This window comes from Chitinophaga eiseniae (assembly GCF_012641265.1).
Taxonomy (GTDB): Bacteria; Bacteroidota; Bacteroidia; order Chitinophagales; family Chitinophagaceae; genus Chitinophaga; species Chitinophaga eiseniae_A.
This window is the reverse complement of sequence record NZ_JABAHZ010000003.1, coordinates 25486-47489: the sequence shown is the minus strand read 5'-3', so window position 1 is coordinate 47489 and position 22004 is coordinate 25486. Positions and strand designations below refer to the sequence as shown.

The following is a 22004-nucleotide window of genomic DNA, read 5'->3' as shown; positions in this document are numbered from 1 at the left end:
TTATTCGCTCATGGCGGCCATGTGCAACAGTGCCGGTAACTTAGCCGGTTCATGCATCATGGCAGAGAGCGCTGACATATAAGGAAATGAATGGTGGTCCATTCCAAATTTGTGTAAAAGATATACATCCAGTTGTTCCGGGGAACTATGTCCCTGGATATAATCGCCCAGGTAGAACAGGAAGCGCTGCCTTTCCTTCTGGGAAAGCAGTACCAGGGCCACTTTATCTTTCAGGCTGTCGTGATGGGGCGACTGGAAGATTTTCAGGGCCTGTTTATAGTCCGTGAGCGCCAGCTCCTCAAAGGAGGCCGGTAACAGCTGGGTGCAGAAATAGTCAACCGCAATGTCGTTAAAGAACGAAACGGCATCCATATCCGGTTCATTATGCCAGGTAGCCCACTGGTACAATTGTTCAGGCGTTATGAACCCGGTGAGGACGGCTTCCAACTGGTGGATCACGCCTTCCCTGGTGGGAGCAGTATCGGTAGCATGGGTGATGGCACTCACAATATCCTGGTAGAAATTTTCATTTACCTCGTTGGCGACCTGAAACAACAGGCGGCTAACTTCGGTATGTATGTTTTCCTCTTTTTCCTCCCATGGGGTAACACCACGCAGCTCTTCAATCAGCTCCTGTCTTGTTTTAGTACCGCGTAGATACGCTTTTAATAATGTAACAAAGTAAGTGTACGTTACAGGCGACATTTCATTTTTCATGGGCCGAGTTTAATTCATATTTCATTGGGTACTTGTCAAAATTACTATAAAACGCCGAATAGTAGTAAGGCCCTCTATTGCCTTTTACCATTCCTTTGTCACCAGTCATCCGCCTTTAACATTTTTTTGGGCTCATGAGAAAACCAAAACAGGTATATTTCCGTAATCATTCTTCAGCGATATACCTCAGTGTATAAGCAGGCAGAAAGATGGCAGTCAATAGTACTACAAGTTATGACAACCTGTAATCCAACGGTGTGGGTAAAGTTATATGCAGACGAATTGTATAAATTTGCCTGTAGCCGGGTATCAGATACCGGGCTGGCACAAGACCTGGTACAGGATACTTTTCTCAGCGGCTTACAGTCTATGAACCAATTTCGGGGTGAGAGCTCAGAGAAAACCTGGCTGCTGGCCATTCTTAAGAATAAAATAAATGATCACTTTCGAACGGCAAGTAAAGCTGCTATAACAACAATTGATATTGAAGACCCTGATCCACAGCTGACTTTTTTTAATGAGAAAGGGCATTGGCGAAGCGAAATGGCCCCACAGGCATGGGCAACTACTATTAATAGTAAAGCGGAACAGGCCGATTTCTTCCGGATATTACGCACCTGCATGGATAAATTAACAAGTTTAGGCAAAGCAGTTATACAACATAAATATCTCGATGAAAAAAAATCTAAGGATATCTGTAAGGATCTTTCGCTTACCTCGTCTAACTATTGGGTGATCATTCACCGGGCCCGGTTACAATTAAGGGCATGTCTTGAAAAAAATTGGTTCAGTAATTGACAATGGGAAAACATTTACATCACCTGATGCCCTGTTGTAAAGACGTGACGATGCTGGCAGAGAAACGTTTACAGCAGGAGCCGCTTACCTGGATACAACGAATGGGATTAAAATTCCATTTACTGATGTGCGTATACTGCAGGAGATATGTAAAGCAGATAGCTATTATACACCGGCAGTTGGAGAAGTACAGGGAGACTGCTTTTGCCGCACCAGATGAGCAGGTAAAACAGCAGTGGGAAGTATTGATTGCAACATATTTAAAAAATAATGCCGGAAACCTGTAAGGAAAATTTCATCACTGCGTCTAAACAACTACATACATACTTTTTTTCACTCCGTTTTTTAAAAATTCTAAGATCATGAAAAACAACAAAGCCATCAACAAGAATGTACTGTTTTCCGGTTCACTGGTAGCCGGTGCTATCATGGGTTTAGCTTCCCTGCAGGTATCTGCGAAACCCGTTAGTTACACTAACCTGGGTTCTGGCGCAGCTGTGAGAAATGCGTTGACAGGTACTTCCGGTGCTACTGCCAGCGCTATTGAACTCAACTGCGGTGCAAAAAAAGACAGTGCCTCTGCCGGTAAATCAAAAGACAGCAAATGCGGACAGGGCAAATGTGGAGAAGGCAAATGCGGTAACAAAAAAGGCGAGAAAAAAGGCGATGCAAAAGGCAAGACCAAGCCAACTACCACTAAGTCTGGCCAGTAATTTTTTATCAGCAGGAATGGCTGGTGTAGTACGCAACCGCCAGCCTTTCCTCATTTTTGAACACCCTAAATCGTATAGTCATGGTAGGTGTTGGTTTCAGGAGGGAGTTTGCCGAAGAGCTGATCAGCGGCGAACATATCAGGCCAGATTTTATTGAGTTGGCCCCCGAAAACTGGATGAACATAGGAGGTTATTGGAAGAAGATATTGCACCGCGTGGTGGAAAAATATCTCGTGTTATGTCATGGGCTTTCATTATCAATCGGTAGCCCTGATGCGTTGGATAAGGAGTTCCTGGCGTATGTAAAGACATTTCTCCAGGAGTATAAAGTACAGCTGTATTCAGAGCACCTGAGTTATTCCAAATGCGACAATGCACACATGTATGACCTGTTGCCCATTCCTTTCCGGATGGACGCCGTACAGCATATCGTTTCGCGCATACAGCAGGTGCAGGACTATCTGCAGCGCTCACTGGCCATGGAAATTGTTTCTTATTATACGCCGGTAGCCGCAGAAATGAGCGAGATTGATTTTATCAATGAAGTAGTAAAGCGTTCCGGTTGCCAGTTATTACTGGATGTAAATAATATTTATGTAAATGCTTTCAACCATCAGTATGATGCAAAGGCATTTATTCAACAACTGCCGCTGAGCAGCATTGCTTATATACATATGGCAGGGCATGAACAGGTAGCGCCCGACCTGATTATTGACACACATGGAGAGCCTATTATAGATCCGGTATATGACCTGTTTGAATGGACCCTGGCGCATCTGCAACCGGTACCTGTATTGCTGGAAAGAGATTTTAATATCCCGGAGATGGCTGAATTACAGGGTGAAATAACAAGATTGAAAAGTATTTGTCACAAACAATGGAAATTGAAAGATGAACTTGTTGCCTGACACTTATCATATACAGCAAACCTTTTCGGAGGGGTGCAGAACCGGTAAAAAAGTACAGCTGCCTGGCGTAGTGGCCGATAGATTGGCTCACTACCGGCGCCTGGTATTTAATAATATCCGGGATACCATGGAAAGTGCTTTTCCCATTGCCTTTACTAATATTCCCTCCCGCAAGTGGAATAAGATGGTAAAAGATTTTTTTGCGGATCATGCCTGTCAGTCGTACCAGCTGTGGAAGCTGCCGCTGGAGTTTTATACCTATGCCGTGGAACATAGCTGGGACGAGCAATACGACATTCCTTACCTGAATGACCTGCTGGCATTTGAGTGGGCGGAAATGGAGCTATATAACATGGAGGACATTCCGGTACCAACCTACCGCATAGAAGGTAGCTGGCTGGATACGCCACTGGTATTGAACCCGGAGCACCGGCTATTGTCGTTTAGCTGGCCTGTTCACCTGAAAGCAAAACGCAGGGAGCTGATGACCCGTAAAGGCATTTACTTCGCATTATTATACCGTCATCCGGAAACGGGCAACATCCAGTTTACGGATTTATCGCCCTGGCTGGCATTTTTAACAGAGCAGCTGGCCATGGGAATAACGGTAAGGGATATACTGGATTACGCACCACAGTTACATATAACGGACACGGATACGCTGGAGTTGGATACGCTGGCATTTTTGAAGGAGATGCAGCAGCAACATTTTGTATTGGGATTTCAATCGTAATTTATGCGTACATATGCCCGGATGGCGCGCTGTTTATCGGTGATCAGCGACCTGCCACTATTATTGATGCGACTGGTATTGGCTTATGGTTTTTACCTGCCGGCCAGCATGAAGTGGAGTGATATACATGGTATAGGGGATTGGTTTAAACAATTGCATATTCCTTTGCCTTATATCAGCGCTTACCTGGTAGGATGTACCGAGGTTGCGGGCGTAGTGTTGTTAACCCTTGGCTTGTTTGTACGCTATATTACACTTCCGCTTATGTTTAGTATGGTGGTAGCTATTGCCACCGTTCACTGGAGCAATGGGTTTGCTGCCGGGGATAACGGCTATGAAATACCGTTGTATTACCTGGTAATGCTATTTACCCTGCTGATATTTGGAGGAGGAAGGATAGGCGTCGACTATTTCCTGGAACGTTCTTAGCCGGTTACCTTTTTGGATATAATATCATTTTTCCGGCAGATGTAGTATTTTCGGCGCATTCTTAGCAATCATTCTATGCAATTAGCCAGGGAAACGATCTGTAGCGAGTTACAACAATTTGAACAAATATTTAATGATGCCATGAAAAGTGATGTGGTGCTGCTGAACCGCATTATGGCTGATATTGCCGCTCATAAAGGGAAGCAAATGCGACCTATGTTTGTATTGTTGTGCGCACGTTTATGCGGAGACGTTAATGACAGTAGCTACCGGGCTGCTTTGCTGGTAGAGTTGTTGCATACGGCTTCGCTGGTGCATGATGATATGGTGGATGACGCGATGAGGCGTCGTGGCGCATTTTCCGTGAATGCCCTGTGGAAAAATAAAGTGTCTGTGCTGGTGGGAGATCAGCTGTTTACCAAAGGTGTATTATTGGCACTTGATAACAACGATCCTGTCTTGCTGCAAATTTATTCCGATGCTATACAGCAGATGATAGAGGGGGAGTTAATACAAATGACCAAATCCAATAAGCTGAGTTTCGAGGAGTCAGATTACTATGCACTCATTCATGCTAAAACAGCTTCTTTTTTAGCGGCAGCTTGTGCTGCCGGTGCTGCTTCTACTGCCAGGGATCCAGATACTGTACAATTGCTGCATGCCTTCGGACAAAAAGTAGGGATGGCTTTCCAGCTTAAAGATGATTTATTCGACTATGGTAAAAACGATGTGGGAAAACCTACTGGCAATGATATTAAAGAAAAGAAAGTAACGCTTCCGCTTATCTATACTATACAGCATGCCGATCCTGTTACCCGCAAAAAGCTATTGTATATTGTAAAACATCAGCATACTGACAGAGATAAAGTAAATTACGTGGTAGATATAGTAAACCAGTCAGGTGGATTGGATTATGCCGCCAGGCAGATGATGATATTTCGTGATGAGGCATTCGAAATTTTATATAAATTCCCCGCATCCCCTGTTCGCGCTGCTTTGGAGGAGTTGGTTCGTTATACCACCGACCGGGCATATTAATTTGTATAATATTCCGGACAGATTACAAGTATTGTCCTGTTGTGTGTATGCGACGTTTTGCATGCGGTCTGACGGCAGCGCAACAATATGATTATACTGAATGCCGATGGCTCTGTACACGCTACCTACAATAGTTTCGGGGGATTTTCGGCGGTAGGTGATAACGGGGCGAATGGGAATGTGAACAGCGTAACCCGGGTGATACCGCAGGCGGGGGAAAAGTCGCTGCTGGTAGTGGGTAGTTTTACGAAGTTCGATTTCCGTACGGCCAACCGCATTGTTCGTATTACTTATCCTTAGCCAGGGTGGAGTTCCTGGCGATGAGAGAAGAAGGAATAACTTCCTGTTGCTGTTGCAATGGGAAGTTATTGCTTTTTAGGGCGCGAAACAGCAGGGTAGCTGCCGCTTTGCCCATTTCAAAAGCCGGTTGGGTGATGGTGGTGAGGGAAGGGTGGAGGAAGCGGGCGGTAGACAGGTTAGAGAATCCTATCACCTGTAAGTCTTCCGGGATGCGCCATTGCAGCGCTTCGCATACCTCGTATACAGCGGTAGACAGCTTTTCCGTAGTAGCGATAATGCCGTCATAGTCATTTTCCAGGAAGGCTGTTTTCAGCAGCTGGTGGTTGGCGGCGCTATCGTTGGTGCAATAGGTAATGGCGTTGGGCAGGAGGGGAAGTTGATGATCTAGCAGTGCCTGCTGGAATCCTTCTGCGCGTTTGTTGCTGATAGAAAGTTGCCGGGAGGCCGATAACAGCCCTATACGGCGGCATCCGCCTGCGATGAGGTGCGTGGTGGCCCGGTAGGCAGCGGCGGCATCATCGGTGGTAATTTTAGCGGCTTTTACTTCTTCACAGACCCGGTCGAAAAATACCACGGGTTTGTCGCGGACCAGTTGTTCCAGCCCGGTAGCCGTAGTTTCTGTGGTTACCGAAATCAGGACCCCGTCTACCCGGCCGCTCTGGAAATCTTTCAGGATGGTTTGTTCTTTCTGGCAGTTTTCGTGGGAGAGATAGATGAGTACGTGGTATCCTTTTTCCTGGGCTACCGCTTCGATGCCGTTAATCGCTTCGGCGAAGAAGCTGTCGGCTACTTCGGGGATCACCACTGCGATAGTGTTGCTGGCCTTTTTCCTGAGGCTGCTGGCATATGGATTGGGCACGTAATTGAGCTCGGCAGCCAGTGCCAGCACCCGTTGCCGGGTTTCCTCGCTGATTTCATGGCTGTTATTCAATGCTTTCGAAATAGTGGCGGTAGACAGTTGCAGTCGTTCTGCCAGCATCCGGATCGTGACATTCTCCATATTTTACCCCGTGTTACTTAATCGGTTAAGTAAATAAAGTTATTCTATTATGCGGAAGATTTTTAAAAAGATTGCATATTTAGCAAAGGAACTATTCCTGCTTTTCCACGAACTTTTTAAAAACCTGATATTATGGATAACGTTAACGGGCAGCCTGATCCTGCACCTCTTCAATCGCTGGACCAATGGGAAGATGATTTATTGGAGCGCTATCCCGATCCCGCCAATATCAACAAGGAAAAAAGCACCAGTGAATTCCGGAATTATGATGCGCCTCCCCGGGATACTGTACGCGAATTTTACCGTCTGAATCATACTTACCAGTCATATGCATTTGTAAGGCAGAAAGAACAGGAATTTCTTTCCTTCAACAAAAGAGAGATGTCGGTATGGGATGCTTTTGATTTCCTGAACCAGCTGGTAGATGACTCTGACCCGGATACCGACCTGGATCAGTTCCAGCATTTATTGCAAACATCAGAAGCGATCCGTGCGGATGGTCATCCTGACTGGATGGTATTGACTGGTTTATTCCATGACATGGGCAAGGTACTGTGTTTGTTTGGCGAGCCGCAATGGGCCGTAGTAGGAGATACTTTCCCGGTGGGCTGTGCTTTTTCTGATAAGATTGTTTTTCCTGAATTCTTCAAAAACAATTCGGATATCAATAACCCGGATTACAACACCAAATACGGTGTATACGAGGCCAATTGCGGACTGGATAATGTGCATATGAGCTGGGGGCACGACGAATATATTTACCAGATCATGAAGCCACACTTGCCGGAGCCAGGGTTGTATATGCTGCGTTATCACTCTTTTTATCCGCAGCATAGAGAGCATGCCTATGGCCACCTGATGAATGCGCATGATGTGGAAATGTTTAAGTGGGTGGATTTGTTTAATCCGTATGACTTGTATTCCAAGAGTCCCAACCCGCCTAACTGGAAAGCGTTAAAACCATATTATGAAGACCTGGTGGCGAAATACCTGCCATCTACTTTAAAGTTCTGATTAATCAGCTAGTATCAATATTATCGGGTATGGGTGCTATTACATCCAACCCGATAGTTTTTTAAGTTTTCCACGCCGGAATTGGTTATATTCAGTCCAGGTATTTTATACCCACGTTATCGATCCACTTATGAGTTATCAACTTGTCCTCAAGGACTACCTGGTGTTTGCATTGTATTTTGTTATTGTTGCTACCTATGGTTACTGGATTTACAAGCGGAAGAAGAAAGGTGTAACGAGTGCTTCCAAGAATTTCTTTCTTGCAGAGGGTTCACTGACCTGGTGGGCCATAGGTGCTTCCATTATCGCGTCGAACATTTCAGCAGAGCAGTTCATTGGTATGAGCGGCGATGGTTTTTTTGTGGGTATTGCCGTATCCGTGTATGAATGGGTAGGGGCGGCAGCATTGATCATCGTGGCCATTTTTCTCATGCCGGTATATATCAAAAACAAGATATACACCATGCCGCAGTTTTTGAAAACGCGGTATAATGAAACGGTGGCGTTGATCATGTCGATATTCTGGTTGTTCCTGTATGTATTTGTAAACCTCACTTCCATTTTATACCTGGGGGCATTAGCCATCAATGGGCTTTTAGGCGGTGCTTATTTCCATGAGGTGATGCTGGCGCTGGCCATCTTTTCCATTATCATTACCCTGGGAGGCATGAAAGTAATTGGTTATACTGATGTGATACAGGTAGGCGTATTGATTATTGGTGGCCTGGCTACAACTTATATGGCGTTGACCGTGGTGAGTGAAAAATTTGGATTTGGGAAAGATGTACTGGCCGGTTTTAATATTTTGATGAAAGAAGCGCCGGATCATTTTCATATGATGCTGAAGAAGCCGGCTATAGACGCGCCACAAGACTATGTAAACAAATACCTGATACTACCTGGTTTCGGGATGTATATAGCAGGACAATGGATCAGCAACCTGAATTACTGGGGCTGCAACCAGTACATTACGCAACGTGCGCTGGGGGCTGATTTGCAGACTGCACGCACCGGTATTTTATTCGCAGGTTTGTTAAAGATATTGATGCCGGTGATTGTAATGTTGCCAGGTATTGTAGCGTATGTATTATACCAGCATGGGCATTTACCACAACTGGAAGGGGGACATAAAGATGGCGCCTACGCTGCCATCCTCACCTTGCTGCCGGCAGGGTTAAAAGGACTGGCCATCGCTGCATTGACCGCTGCCATTGTGGCTTCACTGGCGGGCAAGTCGAACAGCATCTCTACTATTTTTACGTTAGACGTTTATAAGAAATATATCAATACGCAGGCCGACGAAAAGCAGCTGGTGTGGGTAGGTCGTTTAACCATTATAGTAGCTGTTGTTATCGGCGTGTTCTTTACCTGGAACGATGTGCTGGACATCGGTGGCGCCGGAGGATATACCTTTGTGCAGAAGTATTCCAGCTTTATCAGCCCGGGTGTATTCGCCACTTTTATATTGGGCATGTTCTGGAAGCGCACCAGTGGAGCTGCCGCTATCGCCGGTATCATCACTGGTTTTGGCGCTTCGCTGTTTTTTAACCAGGTAGCGGTAAAAGCGTTTGGACCGGAAACCATGTTGTATTCCGCGTTCCACAATGCCAGCGGCGTATATGAGATCCCGTTTTTTATCAGCCTGGGATGGTCGTTCCTGACCACGGTGCTGGTGATGGTGGCTATTAGCCTGGCGGGGCCGAAAGTGAGTGCCAAGGCGTTTGCACTGGATTATGAAATGTTTAAATTGAAGCCGTCGTCTGTTATATTGGCGGTCACTATTTTGTTGTTATTATCGGTGATTTACGTGCGGTTTTGGTAGGCGGGTATATACTCTAAATCTATTTGTTGTTTGCTTGTTTTGGTTGGTAGGAAGACCATGGCTGTTTTTTTCACGTGCGCATGTAGGGTGCGTGACGGGAGGGGATTTTAGTAAAAATTTGAGATTAGTTTTAAAATTGTATACCTTAGAGAGGTAATTTGTTTGTCAACATTTTCGTAACCCGTAATAAAAATTTCTGTACTTATGAGTATTGATTTGAAGTATTTGACTTAGTCTGTGAATATTTAGCAAGTATTTAGTATCCCCAAACATATGCAGCAGGAGTTTCCTGGTGTTATTCTCCTATACCAAAATCGCCGTCAATGGTAATTGTAAATTCAACTGATAATAAAGCAATGGTTATTTATCCCGGGCATAATGACAGATTATGTGGTTTGTCTTTTATGTGGAAATCTGTTTTGTTCCTAAGTGTTTTTTTAGGAGTGGTGATAGGTGGGGTTGCCCAGACGTCGTCTGATGTGCCCAACCTGGAGCCCAATCGAATATTGTTACCTTCACCGAACGCCGCGACCATTAATAAAGGAGCTGATGCGAGCGTGAACCTCTCGACTGGTACGCCGAGTGTGGGGATTCCTTTTTATACTATCAATTCTAGGTCCCTGAGTTTGCCGATATCGATCAATTATGCCTCCAATGGGATCAGGGTGAATGAGTTGGCGTCGAATGTGGGATTGGGCTGGAGTCTTAATTGCGGTGGCGCGATTTCAAGGATTGTATTGGGGAAGCCAGATGAGAAGAGAGCAGAATGGGGGCAGGTGCTTGATAATTTTAACACTGATTTCCATTTACTGAACAGAGCGGTTTTTGACTTCGCTATGGAGCAAACTTTGGCTGATAGAGAGTCTGATCTTTTTTCCATTAATATGAATGGGTTAGATGCTAAATTTATAATGGATGCGAATAATGAGCCTGCGAGCCTGAATACAACAAATCTTCGGATAAAGAAGCTTGGAGCCACGTTAACAAGCGGGTTCCAAGTTACAGATGAAAATGGGATTGTCTATACATTTGACGCTGTTGAAACTAATGCTACTATTGAAAGTGGGTATCAAGGACCCAAGCCATTTCCTGATCCGCTTCCTACTTCATGGTACTTGACATCGATCATCAAGCCGAATCAAGATACAATACAGTTGAGCTATAGCTATTATACCCATACCTATCTGGCGAATTTGAGTGAATTATTTACTATCCTGTGGGATAGCCAAGAAACTGGCGGACCTTGTTCAAATCCGCCTCCACCGTTGAAGACAAATACCTACAACTGTGGGATTACTTCAAATAAAATAGAAGGTAAGGCCTTGAGTCACATTACATTTACTAATGGAAGTGTTGATTTTGGTTATACCAATAGAAAAGATGGGGGCGGGCTCGCATTAAATGGGATTTATGTTAAAAATAATCAGGGCCAGATAGTAAAGCAAATGGTGTTGGAACAGGACTATTTTTCAAGCACTGATATTAATGACAGCTTTCTCAAAGGAGAGAAAAAGATAGGGTCTTTGGATACTACGCTGAAGTATAGGTTATATCTGAGTGAATGTAAAATTGCCGGAAATAGTTTGGCAGATACCAGTAAGTTGTTGAGATATAAGTTTGATTATATTCATGGTAATGACCTGCCAGTGCGTATGTCAGGAGCCCAGGATTATTATGGTTATTACAATGGTAAGCTGTCAAATGAATACCAGATGCCAGATGTTAGCTATCAATATCCGGGGATTTACAATAATATGCCTGCTGGAAAGCCAAGGTTTGGAGATCGTACACCAGATACAACATTAATGACTTATGGAATGTTAAAAACAATAACATATCCAACGGGAGGCTATGATTCGATAGGATATAGTTATAATAAAGGACCTGATACTAAAATAGTCCACCACTTTCAACATGAAAATCTTATAACCCATGGTAGTGGCTTCACAGGAACTGTTACCATTACCCAAAATATAACTATTCCATTCTATCAGCCAGTAATAGCCTATACCAATGTTAACTTCGATACTTATAACCCGGATTGTAATTATGATCCCATTCATCAGAAAGCTACTTTTACCATTAAAGACGCTGCAACTTTGAGTGTCATTGCAACGAGAGGCGTTGGTATTGATAAATCAGATTCACTGTCATTATGGCTCAACCCAGGGCAATATATTTTGAGTCTGACTGTAGTAGGTGGCTGTACAATTGGATCGGTAGACTTTGTCCTGGAGAACCAGGAAGCAGATACTATTCCGATAATTGTACCTATTGGAGCCGTGAGTGTTTCCTCTATCACCTCTTATACAGATAGTGGAACCAAAGCGCTCAAACGATTATTTAATTACATGAATCTGAAAGATTCTTCTATTTCTACTTTTGGAGTTTACTTCAGCAAGAATATGTATGAAAAAGTAAAGACCCCATTTTTTCCTACGTGTTCAGGTGGAACTCCCTGTTCGTCGTTAGCAAACTTATGGTATGTAAATATTGGGAATAACATTGTAATGCCTACCACAACTATTGGGGGATCCAGTACATATCACTCTTCAATTATTGAAACCATTGAAGGATTGGGTGAAGTACAGACAACCGAGCATATATTCTCGTTCAATGGTATTCTTAATTCCAGTATCGTATGGAATAACAGGATACTGGGGACACCGCGTTGTGCATACGGTGATTTTATGATAGGAGAAACCAAAACAAATATGTATAAGCGGATTCTTTCCCCGGGTGTTGACTCGCTACAGCTAATAAAATCCATTGAAAATGTTTATGATTTATTGATTAAGGGAAATGTTTTCAATTACAATGTCAGAAAGTTAGCTTCCCCACCATGTAAAACTCCAGAGCCCAATGATCAAGACCTTATAAGTCTGGATATTGAGAAATATCCGCTTGTTTTCATGCGGAAAAGGTTACAGTCAACGACGGAGCGGACATATGCCAGTGATAACTCAGGCAAGCTAGTGGAAAAGATGCTGACCTATTCCTATATCAATGATACGAATCGCGTTATGATCCGGGATGTATCAGAAAACCAGAGTGATGGAAAAGTACAGTCGATGGCCTATACTTACCCATTGGACCTTAAAGGAACCAGCGCGGTATATGATAGCATGATTAACAGGAATATGATTGCGCCAATTATATCATTGACCAAAAAAGTGGGAACAGGGCAGATGGATCAGAAAACGGTATCTTATATGTTTACCAGGTCCGACAAGCAGATCATTGCTTTTCAAAATCTGAAGGAGCAGATTGTTAATAATCCAACGGAGGACCGGGTGAGTGTGATCAGTTATACATCTAAAGGAAATATACAAGAGAAGGCTAATGCCAATGATGTACGCGAGGTATATCTGTGGGGCTATAATGAGCAATTCCCTGTGGCTAAGATTGTGGGCAGTACCTATGATACCGTGATGAAGTACATTGCTCCCGCTTATTTAACCAATACGGATAGTTATACTCCTGATCAGTTAAGAACAGCTTTAAATGGTATTCGTACGAGTTTACCACAGGCTTTGGTAACTACTTTCACCTATACTCCTTTGTTTGGTATGACGAGTGAAACCGATCCGTCTGGTAAAACGATCTATTATGAGTACGATGAAATGGGAAGACTGAAAGTGATCCGTGATCAGAATAAAAGCGTCCTTAAACAATTCGATTACCAGTATCAATCCCTGTTACGTTAATAACCCCTTAATGAATGTAGCATGAAAAATATCCCTATTTTAAATAAAAAGCTGGTGGCTATTATTCTTCTGCTGAGTGGAGGAGGAATGGCTACTGCGCAAACGCCTACATCCACGGTGCGGCCTGCGGCTACACCGATAGCTGTGCCAGCGGCATATACCAATACTACTATCAACTATGTACGTACCTGGGAGCCCGCGGTATCTACTACCGATACTGCCTATGTTGCGGCGGCTGCGCGTACCGTAGACCAGGTGCGGCAAACTACCCAATACTTTGATGGCCTTGGCAGGCCGCTGCAAACGGTATCCAAAGCCGTTAGCCCGGGAGGTAAAGACCTGGTGGCGCCGGTTATATACGATGCCTTTGGGAGAGAGCAACAGAAGTACTTGCCTTATACAGCTCCCGGAACCGCCGATGGAAAGTTTAAGACCGATCCCTTTAATGCGCAAAATACTTTTTACTTATCCCAAACGCCGGGTGAAAAAGTGCATTACAGCAGCATTGATTTCGAGGCTTCGCCTTTAAACCGGGTGCTGAAGACGTATGCTCCTGGCGCCAGCTGGGCAAAGAACAATCCCGCTGGCATAGAACGAGGAGGGAATAAATATGTAGAGAATCAGTACCTCGTGAATGCAGTCAGTGACTCTGTAAGGATTTGGGACTTCGCAAATGGGCAGGTAATACCAACCAGCGCTGCTGGCCGCGTATATGCTGCGGGCCAGTTATATGAGAATGTAGGTATTGATGAAGCTGGCAACCAGGTAGTGGAATATAAAGACAAGGAAAACCGGGTAGTGCTCAAAAAGGTGCAGCTTTCCGCCACGCCGGGTACCGGGCATATGGGATGGTTGTGTACTTACTATGCCTACGATGACTTAGGGAACCTTCGTTTTGTGATTCCTCCCAAAGCGGTGGAGGCGGCCCTTGCCAGCAATTGGGTGATCAGTACTGCTGTGGCAGGCGAGCTTTGTTTTATATACCGCTATGATGGCCGCAACCGCATGATGGTAAAGAAAGTGCCTGGCGCTGACTCTACTGAAATGGTGTATGATGTGCGGGATAGATTGGCGTTTAGCCGGGATGGTAATATGAAAGGAAAAAACTGGCTGGCTACTTTTTATGATGGGCTAAACCGACCGGTAATGACAGCCTTATATAAAAATGCTACTCTTACCCGTGAATCTTTACAAACTACGTTGAATGGTGTGAGTGGCAGCAGCAGTCAAACTATTGCTTACAACTTCCCTGTGCCGGCTGATCTGATCCTGGATAGTTTCGATTTGAAGCCCCTGTACCAGGCAGGCAACAGCATTAGCGTGGTGGATGGATTTGATACGGGTACAGGTGCAGCCACAGATATGGTAATTAACCCGGCAGCTACCAACGGCAGCGGTAATGTTGCAGCCAGTGTTACGCTATCGACCATTCCGGCGGATTCCCTGACGCCGTTGACCTATACTTACTATGACGATTATACTTTCCCCGGAGCGCAGAGTTATTTCAGTAATGACATTGGCAAGCCCCAGGCGGATGGCAGCCTGAATTCGGAGGCACTGCCGGCTGCCCGCAGTAACCTGACGAAGGGATTGGTGACCGGTACGAAAGTTAGAATATTAGGTACCCAACAATGGTTAACCACTACCAATTGCTATAACGATAAGGGCCGGGTTATCCAGGTATTGGCAGAGAATATTAATGGCGGATTGGATATTATGACTAGTCTGTATGATTTTAATGGTAAGGTACTCAGTACTTATCTGCGGCATAAAAACCTCCGTAGTAGCCTTTCTCCGCAAACGACGGTATTAACGATGCTCCACTACGATGCCGCTGGCCGGCTCACCAGCGTTAAGAAGCGGCTTAATGACGCCAGTCCGACCCTGGATAAAACTGTTGCGGTGAATACCTACGATGAGTTGGGGCAACTGAAAACAAAGCGTTTGGGCATTGCAGGTAGCTCGCAGCTGGAAACATTAACTTACGATTATAATATCCGCGGTTGGCTGACTGGTATCAACAAAGCTTACGCAAGTGCTCCCAATAGTTCCACTAACTGGTTTGGGCAAACATTGGCCTATGATTCTGGGTTCACTGCCTTGCAGTATAATGGAAACATTGCGGGAAGTACCTGGAAGAGCAAAAGTGATGGTATCGCACGTGCCTATGGCTATAGCTATGATAAGGTAAATCGCCTTCTGTCGGCGCCTTTTTCACAGCAAAACAGCGGTAGCTCCAACTGGACTGCAGATCAGAAAGATTTTTCTGTGAGCAACCTGGGGTATGATGCCAATGGTAATATTACGGCTATGAACCAGATGGGGATGGTGGGTACTGGTAAAACGATGATCGACCGTCTTACCTACACATACCGGTCCACCAGCAACAAACTGGCTGCGGTAGCCGATACCGCTAATACTGCCAGCGCTAAACTGGGAGATTTTATCAACGGTACCAATAGCGGAGATGATTATGATTATGATGCCAATGGTAATTTGATCAAAGACCTCAACAAAAACATTACCTCCATCACTTATAACCACCTGAACCTGCCGGATAGTATTGTAATCACCGGCAAGGGGAGAATCAAATACCTGTACGATGCCGCTGGCGTAAAGTGGAGAAAGATTGTAACGGATAAAACCACCAGTACGGATAAAGTGACCGTTACCGACTATATAGGTGGTTTTGCTTACCAGAATGACACTTTGCAGTTCCTGGCGCATGAGGAAGGCAGGATACGGCCTATATTTAAAACAGGACAGGCTACCCAGTATCCTTTCGATTACTTTGTGAAAGATCATTTGGGCAATGTGCGTATGGTATTAACGGACCAGACCGACTTTACCATGTATGCTGCTACGATGGAAGCCCCGGCAGCAGCTACAGAAACCGCTTTGTTCAGCAACATTGATAATACCCGCACCGATAAACCGGTAGGTTATCCCGCAGATGAAAGTGCCGGGCAGAATGCCTCTGTAGCAAAACTCACTGCAACAGGCGCTGGTAAAAAAATCGGACCTTCCATTGTATTACGCGTAATGGCTGGTGATACTATTCAGCTGAGTGCCAAGGCGTTTTACAAATCGAATGGTCCTAAAGAGGGTAAATCAGCTGTGGCCACTGCGGAAAACATGGTAGCGGACCTCGTTCAGGCCTTCAACGGAAATGCTGGCCAGAATAACGGTGCACATGGAGAGGCCACATCAGACCAATTGACACCTTTTAACAATAATTTCTATAATAATGACTACCGCCGCCTGAAAGAGAAAGAACCAGATCAACCTAACGCAGACCGCCCGAAAGCCTATCTTAATTTTGTACTTTTCGATGATGAGTTTAAATTAGTAGAAGAAAATAGCGGGGTAAAACAGGTGAAAGCAACACCAGATGAGTTGCAGACACTGGGTCAGGATAAGATGGTGATTAAAAAGACCGGGTTCTTGTACGCGTATACCAGTAATGAAAGTGCGGAACCGGTGTTTTTTGATAATATTATATTGGGAGTTAATTCTGGCCCCTTGCTTGAAGAAACACATTATTATCCATTTGGGTTGACGATGGCGGGGATTAGTTCGAATGCGTTGAAGGGAGCGAATTATCCGGAGAATCGCTATCAGTTTAACGGCAAGGAAATCCAGCATTTCGAGATGTCTGACGGTACCGGCCTTGAATTATTAGATTTTGGGAACCGTATGTATGATCCCCAGCTAGGCCGGTGGAATGTTTTGGATCCTAAAGCAGATTTGATGAGGCGCTGGAGCCCTTATGTATATGCATTTGATAACCCAATTAGGTTTATCGATCCAGACGGCATGGCACCAATGGCTTTTGATGATGGATCTCAGTTAAATGGCATTTCTTATGATGAAAAGAAAAAGACATATACTATAAAGGAAACTACTACAGTAAACTCTGTTAATGTTTCTAAAGAAAAGATTAAAACTAAAGGGCCAACGGCTAATTCTATTACAAGGGAAACTACTGTTGAAAAAGCCACTACAATATCATCTACTACTGTAGTAAACTCTAAAGGTGAAATAGTCAGTAAGTCAAATAATGTCAATATAAAGACTACTACAACCATAAAAGAATATGGGGTAGGCCACGAAAATTTTGCCTATGGAGGTGTTTCTTCTGTAAATGAGATAAATACTGTAGATAATTCTATTACAGCTCCAGTTGCTTCTACGTTTGAAGCATATTTGAAGGAGGATCATAGTTACTTCCCGGTGCCAGTAAAAAATGATGGCCAGAAGCGAGATGATATGACTCCTGATATTCCGGGGGCGTCTGACGGGGCGACAGTTGGATGGGGAAGTCTGGGGGAACAGATTATCAGTCGAGGTCATGCGAGCAACAGCACTTATAGCGTTATATTAAAGAAGAATCAATTAGACGTCACAGACTTCAATAGTAACGCGGCGGGCCAATTTTTTTCCACATTGGATAAAATAAGAGCGAAATATAAATAAGGAATATATGGCGAAAGAACCTTTTGCAGCACGACTCACTTCCATTTGGATAGGGGCCATTTTTTTCTGGATATTAAAAGGATTTAAGGGCAGGCTATCTGAAGAGATAGCTAACCATGAAACTCGAAATATGTGGGCAGGATATATTATATCTCTTCTTGTTCTTCTGTTGACTTTGTACTATTTTTTTGTACCCTCGTAATCGAGAGTTTTCTGACAGAATGAGTAGTTACATTGAAAAGAAGGGATTTCATCTTCTCACTTCAAGATGGAGAGGCGTGTTGTTAACTTCTGTTTGACTATAGAAGTATAGCGGCGCTAGTTTTGATGTACTGGGTTTTCGTTAGGTATAGGTACTAGGCATGTAAGAGAGACGCCTTCTTGCACTATTTGAAAGCTAAATCTGTCCAATCGCTTGTAATGGACAAAGAAGATACAGATATTAAGGAGTTACCTCCATTTCCTCGTTTGAAAGGTGAATTCAGGAATTTAACACAATTTTCGGTTAATAGAATTGAATAATGGTTTTTACCGATGAATTTTTCAAAGCATTCAAGTAAAATCTAGTGACTATAGCTATATCTTGTAAGATGAATACGACAAGAGAGGATGGCATGTGTATGCTGACAAAAAGAAAGCATTATACTTTCTTCTGGAAATGACATTTTATGGACATCGGTTTCGAAATTTTATTACCTGTAGAATCAGGAATATCACTAATCAATTTTGAACAGCCAGCTTTCGAATGGTTGAAGGAAGAATATCCCCAAGGTCGGAAGAAGCGAGACTCCATTATTTTAAATTGATTAAATCAAATGTGCCAGAACACATTATATCATTATTGCCAGATAAGTTTCGAAAATGCCAGTGGCAGTGTATCTCGATAGTTGAAGGGCTTGATGATTTGATGATTGAAATTTCTCTGGATACTATAAATGAGAATGGTGTGTTAGTAAATTTATTATCTTCTTTGACAGGGAATGAAAGAAGGTGGGTTGTTATTTTTGAACTTGGGTATGATCGTACAAATGAAGTATTGGAAGGAAGTCTTATTCTCGCCTATCAAAAAATAGTGGACTCTCTCGTGGCAAAAAGAAATGGTTTCGTAATTTGGAGTGAAAAGAAGGATTAAAGAAGATCATATATTCTAATCATATCATTAGCCTACGCGCCAGATGTTACTTGGTGGGGCGAAAAGCATAGTGGAAAACTGGAGTTGTTTCTTTACAATGAGTTGATAATTTATTATTAAATAAACATGAGAACGGCATTTCTTGATAAACTGAGTGATTATATTGAAAATGAAGGCATTTCATCTCCTAAGTTCAAGTTTGATGAGGGCGGATTCAATATTAGCTCGCCGCTCTTTGACTATAACAGCGTTACTACATTAGTTCTATTGCCGCTGGTTGTATTACTGATGCAGAGAGTCAATCTTTTTATAGGATTATTGTTATTTGGAGTAGCATTTTTCTCACTATGGTACGATTTCGAAGCAGTTAACGATTTTAAAGCCAGTTTTGACAGTAATAGCTCAATAATAAAACGAAGAAGCCCAATTACACGGCTCCTCTTTTTTATGAACCAGGAGGTGACATTTGCGGTTTCTGATATTGCCAGATTCTCTTATAGATCGACTCAGCAAAAGCCTTCGTTCAAAAGATATCGTCTTTATGTCATTCTAAAAAACGGTGATGAATTTTTATTTTCTGATATTGGATCGGGAACAAGGGCAAAGGAAATTGTGCTTCTTTTGAACAATGTATTCAAATAAGCAATTTTGCCGAAAAATGGTAGCAAATGAATCGACTAAAGATAGTCTTGATATTTATTGTAATCATAGGCGTCGTTACTGGTGCGCTGTATTTTATTTCCAAGTCCGCAAATAAGTCAAAATCTGCTAAACTGGAGTTGATAAATAAGCGCTACGACTATTCTAAAGGAATTATTGTACAGCTGCGGTCTTACAAGGGGCATAGTATTGAGGTAAGATATCAGATTAGGGGTAAGGAATATAAGTATGCTGGAGGGTGGAATAGTAACCCGCATAATTTGAGAGAAGGAGATTCAATCAACTTTCGGTATGCCTTAGACAGGCCCGAAATGGTAGTGACAGAGTTAGATAATGGATATTAAGAGTTGTATTATTGCCATAATAGGCTCCTAAAGCTTGAAAATTATACGAATGAATTATAAGAGGTTATTGAATTTGATCCCTTTTCTTATACTGCTTATATTTACAACTGTAACATGGATAGATATTTTGGCTGTAGCGCATGCTGGAAAAGTCAGGCATTTTATTGGTGGAGGCTTAGTGCTAATAAATGCAGTGTTATATTTCTTTAGCTTCAGAATGGGCGTTTTATTGACCGGCATCACATTGTTACTCGCTGTAATTAATTTGGCTGCATTTACCGTAAACATCACCATCTGGCAATTTTCTATAGGGCCCTTGAAGTTTCCTGTTTTTCAGCCATTGGCATTACTTTTATTTTCATTTTTTTTAATATTGAATTCAAAATATCTCCTCGTAGCATTCGGGGAGAAGAAAGAATAGGGCTTTTGTCCTATTGCTAAAAAGACCTGAAATATTACCTTGATTATAAATAATTGACTTATGAATTTTGATTTTGATGACTGTTATTGGCACGACTCCATTCTCGAAAGCATCTTTATCGATCGGAGTAATCCAGGTTACAATGACAGCGTGGAGATGGTGATTGACTGGTACGAAGAACAGCCTAAGTCAAGACTTATTTTCAAAAAAGCATACCTGTTTAAAGCCACCATGAATTTCGGAATTATTGCCAATGAATCCATCGATACGGCTTACACTGCACCAGCTGATGATCCGGATCTATTATCGTTTTACCGGGGATGGAAGGGGTTGTTTGATCACGTTAAGTTGAATTGCTATATACTGAAGACATCTTCAACTGGTGGCGAAATAAAGATACTTGCCGAAGGAGTAGAGGTAACGGAAATACGCTCATAGTAAAAGAAGCAAAGTGCATGAGTAAGCTAAAGAGTATTACGACAATTATTACACTTTTAGTAATGTTTGGTTACATCTTTTATAAGATAGGCAAAGTGCAACTGGCAAAATATTTATTAAAACATGATCCGCGGCGAGCTAGGGCGGTAATTATTGATGATAGGAATTACTGGGGTAACAGTCCCGTAAGTCATACCTGGTCTTATTCCTACCGTTTTTATATTAATGGCAAAGCATTTGATAATGACTCACAAGACCCGCAGCTTCAAATAGGAGATTCTATAGATATCCAGTATGTGAAGGATTGGCCCATTTTTAACAGACCAATACAAAAATAGCATATCCGCAAGCATTACTTGCGGATATGTCGTTAAAACTTTATCCGGGATAATGTAGGTTTACACCCTCACCACCAATTTCCCCTGCGTTTTCCCCGTTGCTACCTGCGTATGCGCCTTACCCATCTCTTCAAATCCAAATGTCTGAGCTACAATGGACCGCAATACTCCCTGCTCCATCAACGCCGCAATAGACTTCATATCCTCCCCGTTGGAGTGCACTAGTAAGCGATGTGTGTATACATTCCTCGCGGCGGCTTTTTGCTGCAGGGCTTCATCGATGTTGCCGAGTATGGAAATCAGGCGACCTCCATCTTTCAGCACAGAGAGGGAACGTTCGAGGTGGCCGGGAACGGCTTGTGTATCGAGTACCAGGTCTACGTCTTTCACTACGGTTTCGAACGGTTGCTGGGTGTAGTCAATATGTTCATCGGCGCCCAGTTCCAGTACGGTAGCTTTTTTGGCGGGTGATGCGGAGGCGATCACGTAGGCGCCGAAATGTTTGGCGATCTGGATGGCATAGTGGCCTACGCCGCCGGCAGCGCTATGGATCAGTACCCGGTGGCCTTTCTTTATGTGGCCGTAGGTTACCAGGGCTTGCCAGGCGGTGAGGGCAGCCAGGGTGGCGGCGGCAGCTTCTTCAAAGGAAGTGGCGGCTGGTTTCAGGGCCAGCTGGTCTTCAGGGGCAGCTACGTATTCGGCGTAGGCTTTACCATGGCCGGGGAAATTAACCATGCCAAATACGGTGTCGCCGGTTTTGAGGTGGGTAACGGCTTTGCCGGTGGCTACTACTTCTCCTGCGATGTCCCAGCCGAGGATGATGTCTTCGCCGGCGGCAGGGCGAACAAAGGCCTTTAACGCTTCGTCTACGGCTCTTACGTAGTTGTCTACCGGGTTGATGCTGATGGCTTTGTTGCTGATCAATACTTCGTTGTCTTTGATAGCTGGGGTGGGAACCTCTTTGGTGACCAGGTTTTCTACGCCGCCAGTCTGTTGTAATACGATTGCTTTCATAT

20 protein-coding genes are annotated in these 22004 nt (G+C 43.7%); 17 read left to right on the top strand and 3 right to left on the bottom strand.

Annotation, left to right across the window (positions count from 1 at the left end):
* Positions 1–717 (bottom strand): hypothetical protein, encoded by a 717-nt coding sequence (locus tag HGH91_RS14010; RefSeq protein ID WP_168739127.1) that lies wholly within the window; start codon positions 715–717, stop codon positions 1–3.
* Positions 718–951: 234 nt separating this feature from the next.
* On the opposite strand from HGH91_RS14010, the gene HGH91_RS14005 reads away from it, so the two are divergent.
* The 8 genes from HGH91_RS14005 (at position 952) to HGH91_RS13970 (ending at position 5636) form a co-directional block, all read left to right on the top strand.
* Positions 952–1515 carry a sigma-70 family RNA polymerase sigma factor gene (locus HGH91_RS14005; RefSeq protein ID WP_168739126.1) on the top strand — a complete coding sequence of 188 codons (564 nt, stop codon included), beginning with the start codon at positions 952–954 and terminating at the stop codon, positions 1513–1515.
* A 2-nt stretch (positions 1516–1517) separates the two neighbouring features.
* On the top strand, positions 1518–1802 hold the full coding sequence (locus tag HGH91_RS14000; protein WP_168739125.1) for a hypothetical protein: 285 nt from the start codon (positions 1518–1520) through the stop codon (positions 1800–1802).
* 75 nt (positions 1803–1877) lie between these two features.
* A complete protein-coding gene (locus HGH91_RS13995; protein ID WP_168739124.1) occupies positions 1878–2228 on the top strand; it encodes a hypothetical protein in 351 nt (116 codons plus the stop codon).
* 80 nt (positions 2229–2308) lie between these two features.
* Complete coding sequence (locus tag HGH91_RS13990) at positions 2309–3136, top strand: DUF692 domain-containing protein (RefSeq protein WP_168739123.1); 828 nt, start codon at positions 2309–2311, stop codon at positions 3134–3136.
* The gene (locus HGH91_RS13985) at positions 3120–3869 is read left to right on the top strand and encodes a DUF2063 domain-containing protein (protein WP_168739122.1); all 750 of its coding nucleotides are present in this window, start codon (positions 3120–3122) and stop codon (positions 3867–3869) included. Before HGH91_RS13990 ends, HGH91_RS13985 begins: the two co-directional genes overlap by 17 nt.
* A 3-nt stretch (positions 3870–3872) precedes the next feature.
* Positions 3873–4298, top strand: a complete 426-nt coding sequence (locus HGH91_RS13980) for a DoxX family protein (protein WP_168739121.1) — start codon at positions 3873–3875, stop codon at positions 4296–4298.
* A 75-nt stretch (positions 4299–4373) separates the two neighbouring features.
* Positions 4374–5336, top strand: a complete 963-nt coding sequence (locus tag HGH91_RS13975) for a polyprenyl synthetase family protein (RefSeq protein WP_168739120.1) — start codon at positions 4374–4376, stop codon at positions 5334–5336.
* Positions 5337–5423: 87 nt separating this feature from the next.
* Positions 5424–5636: a hypothetical protein gene (locus tag HGH91_RS13970; protein ID WP_168739119.1), complete on the top strand. Its 213-nt coding sequence runs from the start codon at positions 5424–5426 to the stop codon at positions 5634–5636.
* On the opposite strand, the gene HGH91_RS13965 is transcribed toward HGH91_RS13970, so the two are convergent.
* Positions 5623–6636: a LacI family DNA-binding transcriptional regulator gene (locus tag HGH91_RS13965; RefSeq protein WP_168739118.1), complete on the bottom strand. Its 1014-nt coding sequence runs from the start codon at positions 6634–6636 to the stop codon at positions 5623–5625. The two genes, HGH91_RS13970 and HGH91_RS13965, sit on opposite strands and share 14 nt — an antisense overlap.
* Positions 6637–6768: 132 nt before the next feature.
* On the opposite strand from HGH91_RS13965, the gene HGH91_RS13960 reads away from it, so the two are divergent.
* From HGH91_RS13960 to HGH91_RS13920, 9 genes are all read left to right on the top strand, one after another.
* Positions 6769–7650: an inositol oxygenase family protein gene (locus HGH91_RS13960; protein WP_168739117.1), complete on the top strand. Its 882-nt coding sequence runs from the start codon at positions 6769–6771 to the stop codon at positions 7648–7650.
* A 130-nt stretch (positions 7651–7780) separates the two neighbouring features.
* Positions 7781–9472, top strand: a complete 1692-nt coding sequence (locus HGH91_RS13955) for a sodium:solute symporter family transporter (protein ID WP_168739116.1) — start codon at positions 7781–7783, stop codon at positions 9470–9472.
* Between the two features lie 323 nt (positions 9473–9795).
* The gene (locus HGH91_RS13950; protein ID WP_168739115.1) at positions 9796–13179 is read left to right on the top strand and encodes an RHS repeat domain-containing protein; all 3384 of its coding nucleotides are present in this window, start codon (positions 9796–9798) and stop codon (positions 13177–13179) included.
* Between the two features lie 21 nt (positions 13180–13200).
* Positions 13201–17655, top strand: a complete 4455-nt coding sequence (locus HGH91_RS13945; protein WP_211092302.1) for a DUF6443 domain-containing protein — start codon at positions 13201–13203, stop codon at positions 17653–17655.
* Between the two features lie 745 nt (positions 17656–18400).
* Complete coding sequence (locus HGH91_RS13940; protein WP_168739114.1) at positions 18401–18787, top strand: hypothetical protein; 387 nt, start codon at positions 18401–18403, stop codon at positions 18785–18787.
* Positions 18788–18913: 126 nt separating this feature from the next.
* Complete coding sequence (locus tag HGH91_RS13935) at positions 18914–19429, top strand: hypothetical protein (RefSeq protein ID WP_168739113.1); 516 nt, start codon at positions 18914–18916, stop codon at positions 19427–19429.
* A gap of 411 nt (positions 19430–19840) precedes the next feature.
* On the top strand, positions 19841–20212 hold the full coding sequence (locus tag HGH91_RS13930; protein ID WP_168739112.1) for a hypothetical protein: 372 nt from the start codon (positions 19841–19843) through the stop codon (positions 20210–20212).
* Between the two features lie 60 nt (positions 20213–20272).
* Complete coding sequence (locus HGH91_RS13925; RefSeq protein WP_168739110.1) at positions 20273–20650, top strand: hypothetical protein; 378 nt, start codon at positions 20273–20275, stop codon at positions 20648–20650.
* A 17-nt stretch (positions 20651–20667) separates the two neighbouring features.
* Complete coding sequence (locus HGH91_RS13920) at positions 20668–20988, top strand: hypothetical protein (protein ID WP_168739108.1); 321 nt, start codon at positions 20668–20670, stop codon at positions 20986–20988.
* 60 nt (positions 20989–21048) lie between these two features.
* Here HGH91_RS13920 and HGH91_RS13915 read toward each other — a convergent pair whose 3' ends face one another.
* On the bottom strand, positions 21049–22002 hold the full coding sequence (locus HGH91_RS13915) for an NADP-dependent oxidoreductase (RefSeq protein ID WP_168739106.1): 954 nt from the start codon (positions 22000–22002) through the stop codon (positions 21049–21051).
* Between the last annotated feature and the right edge of the window lie 2 nt (positions 22003–22004).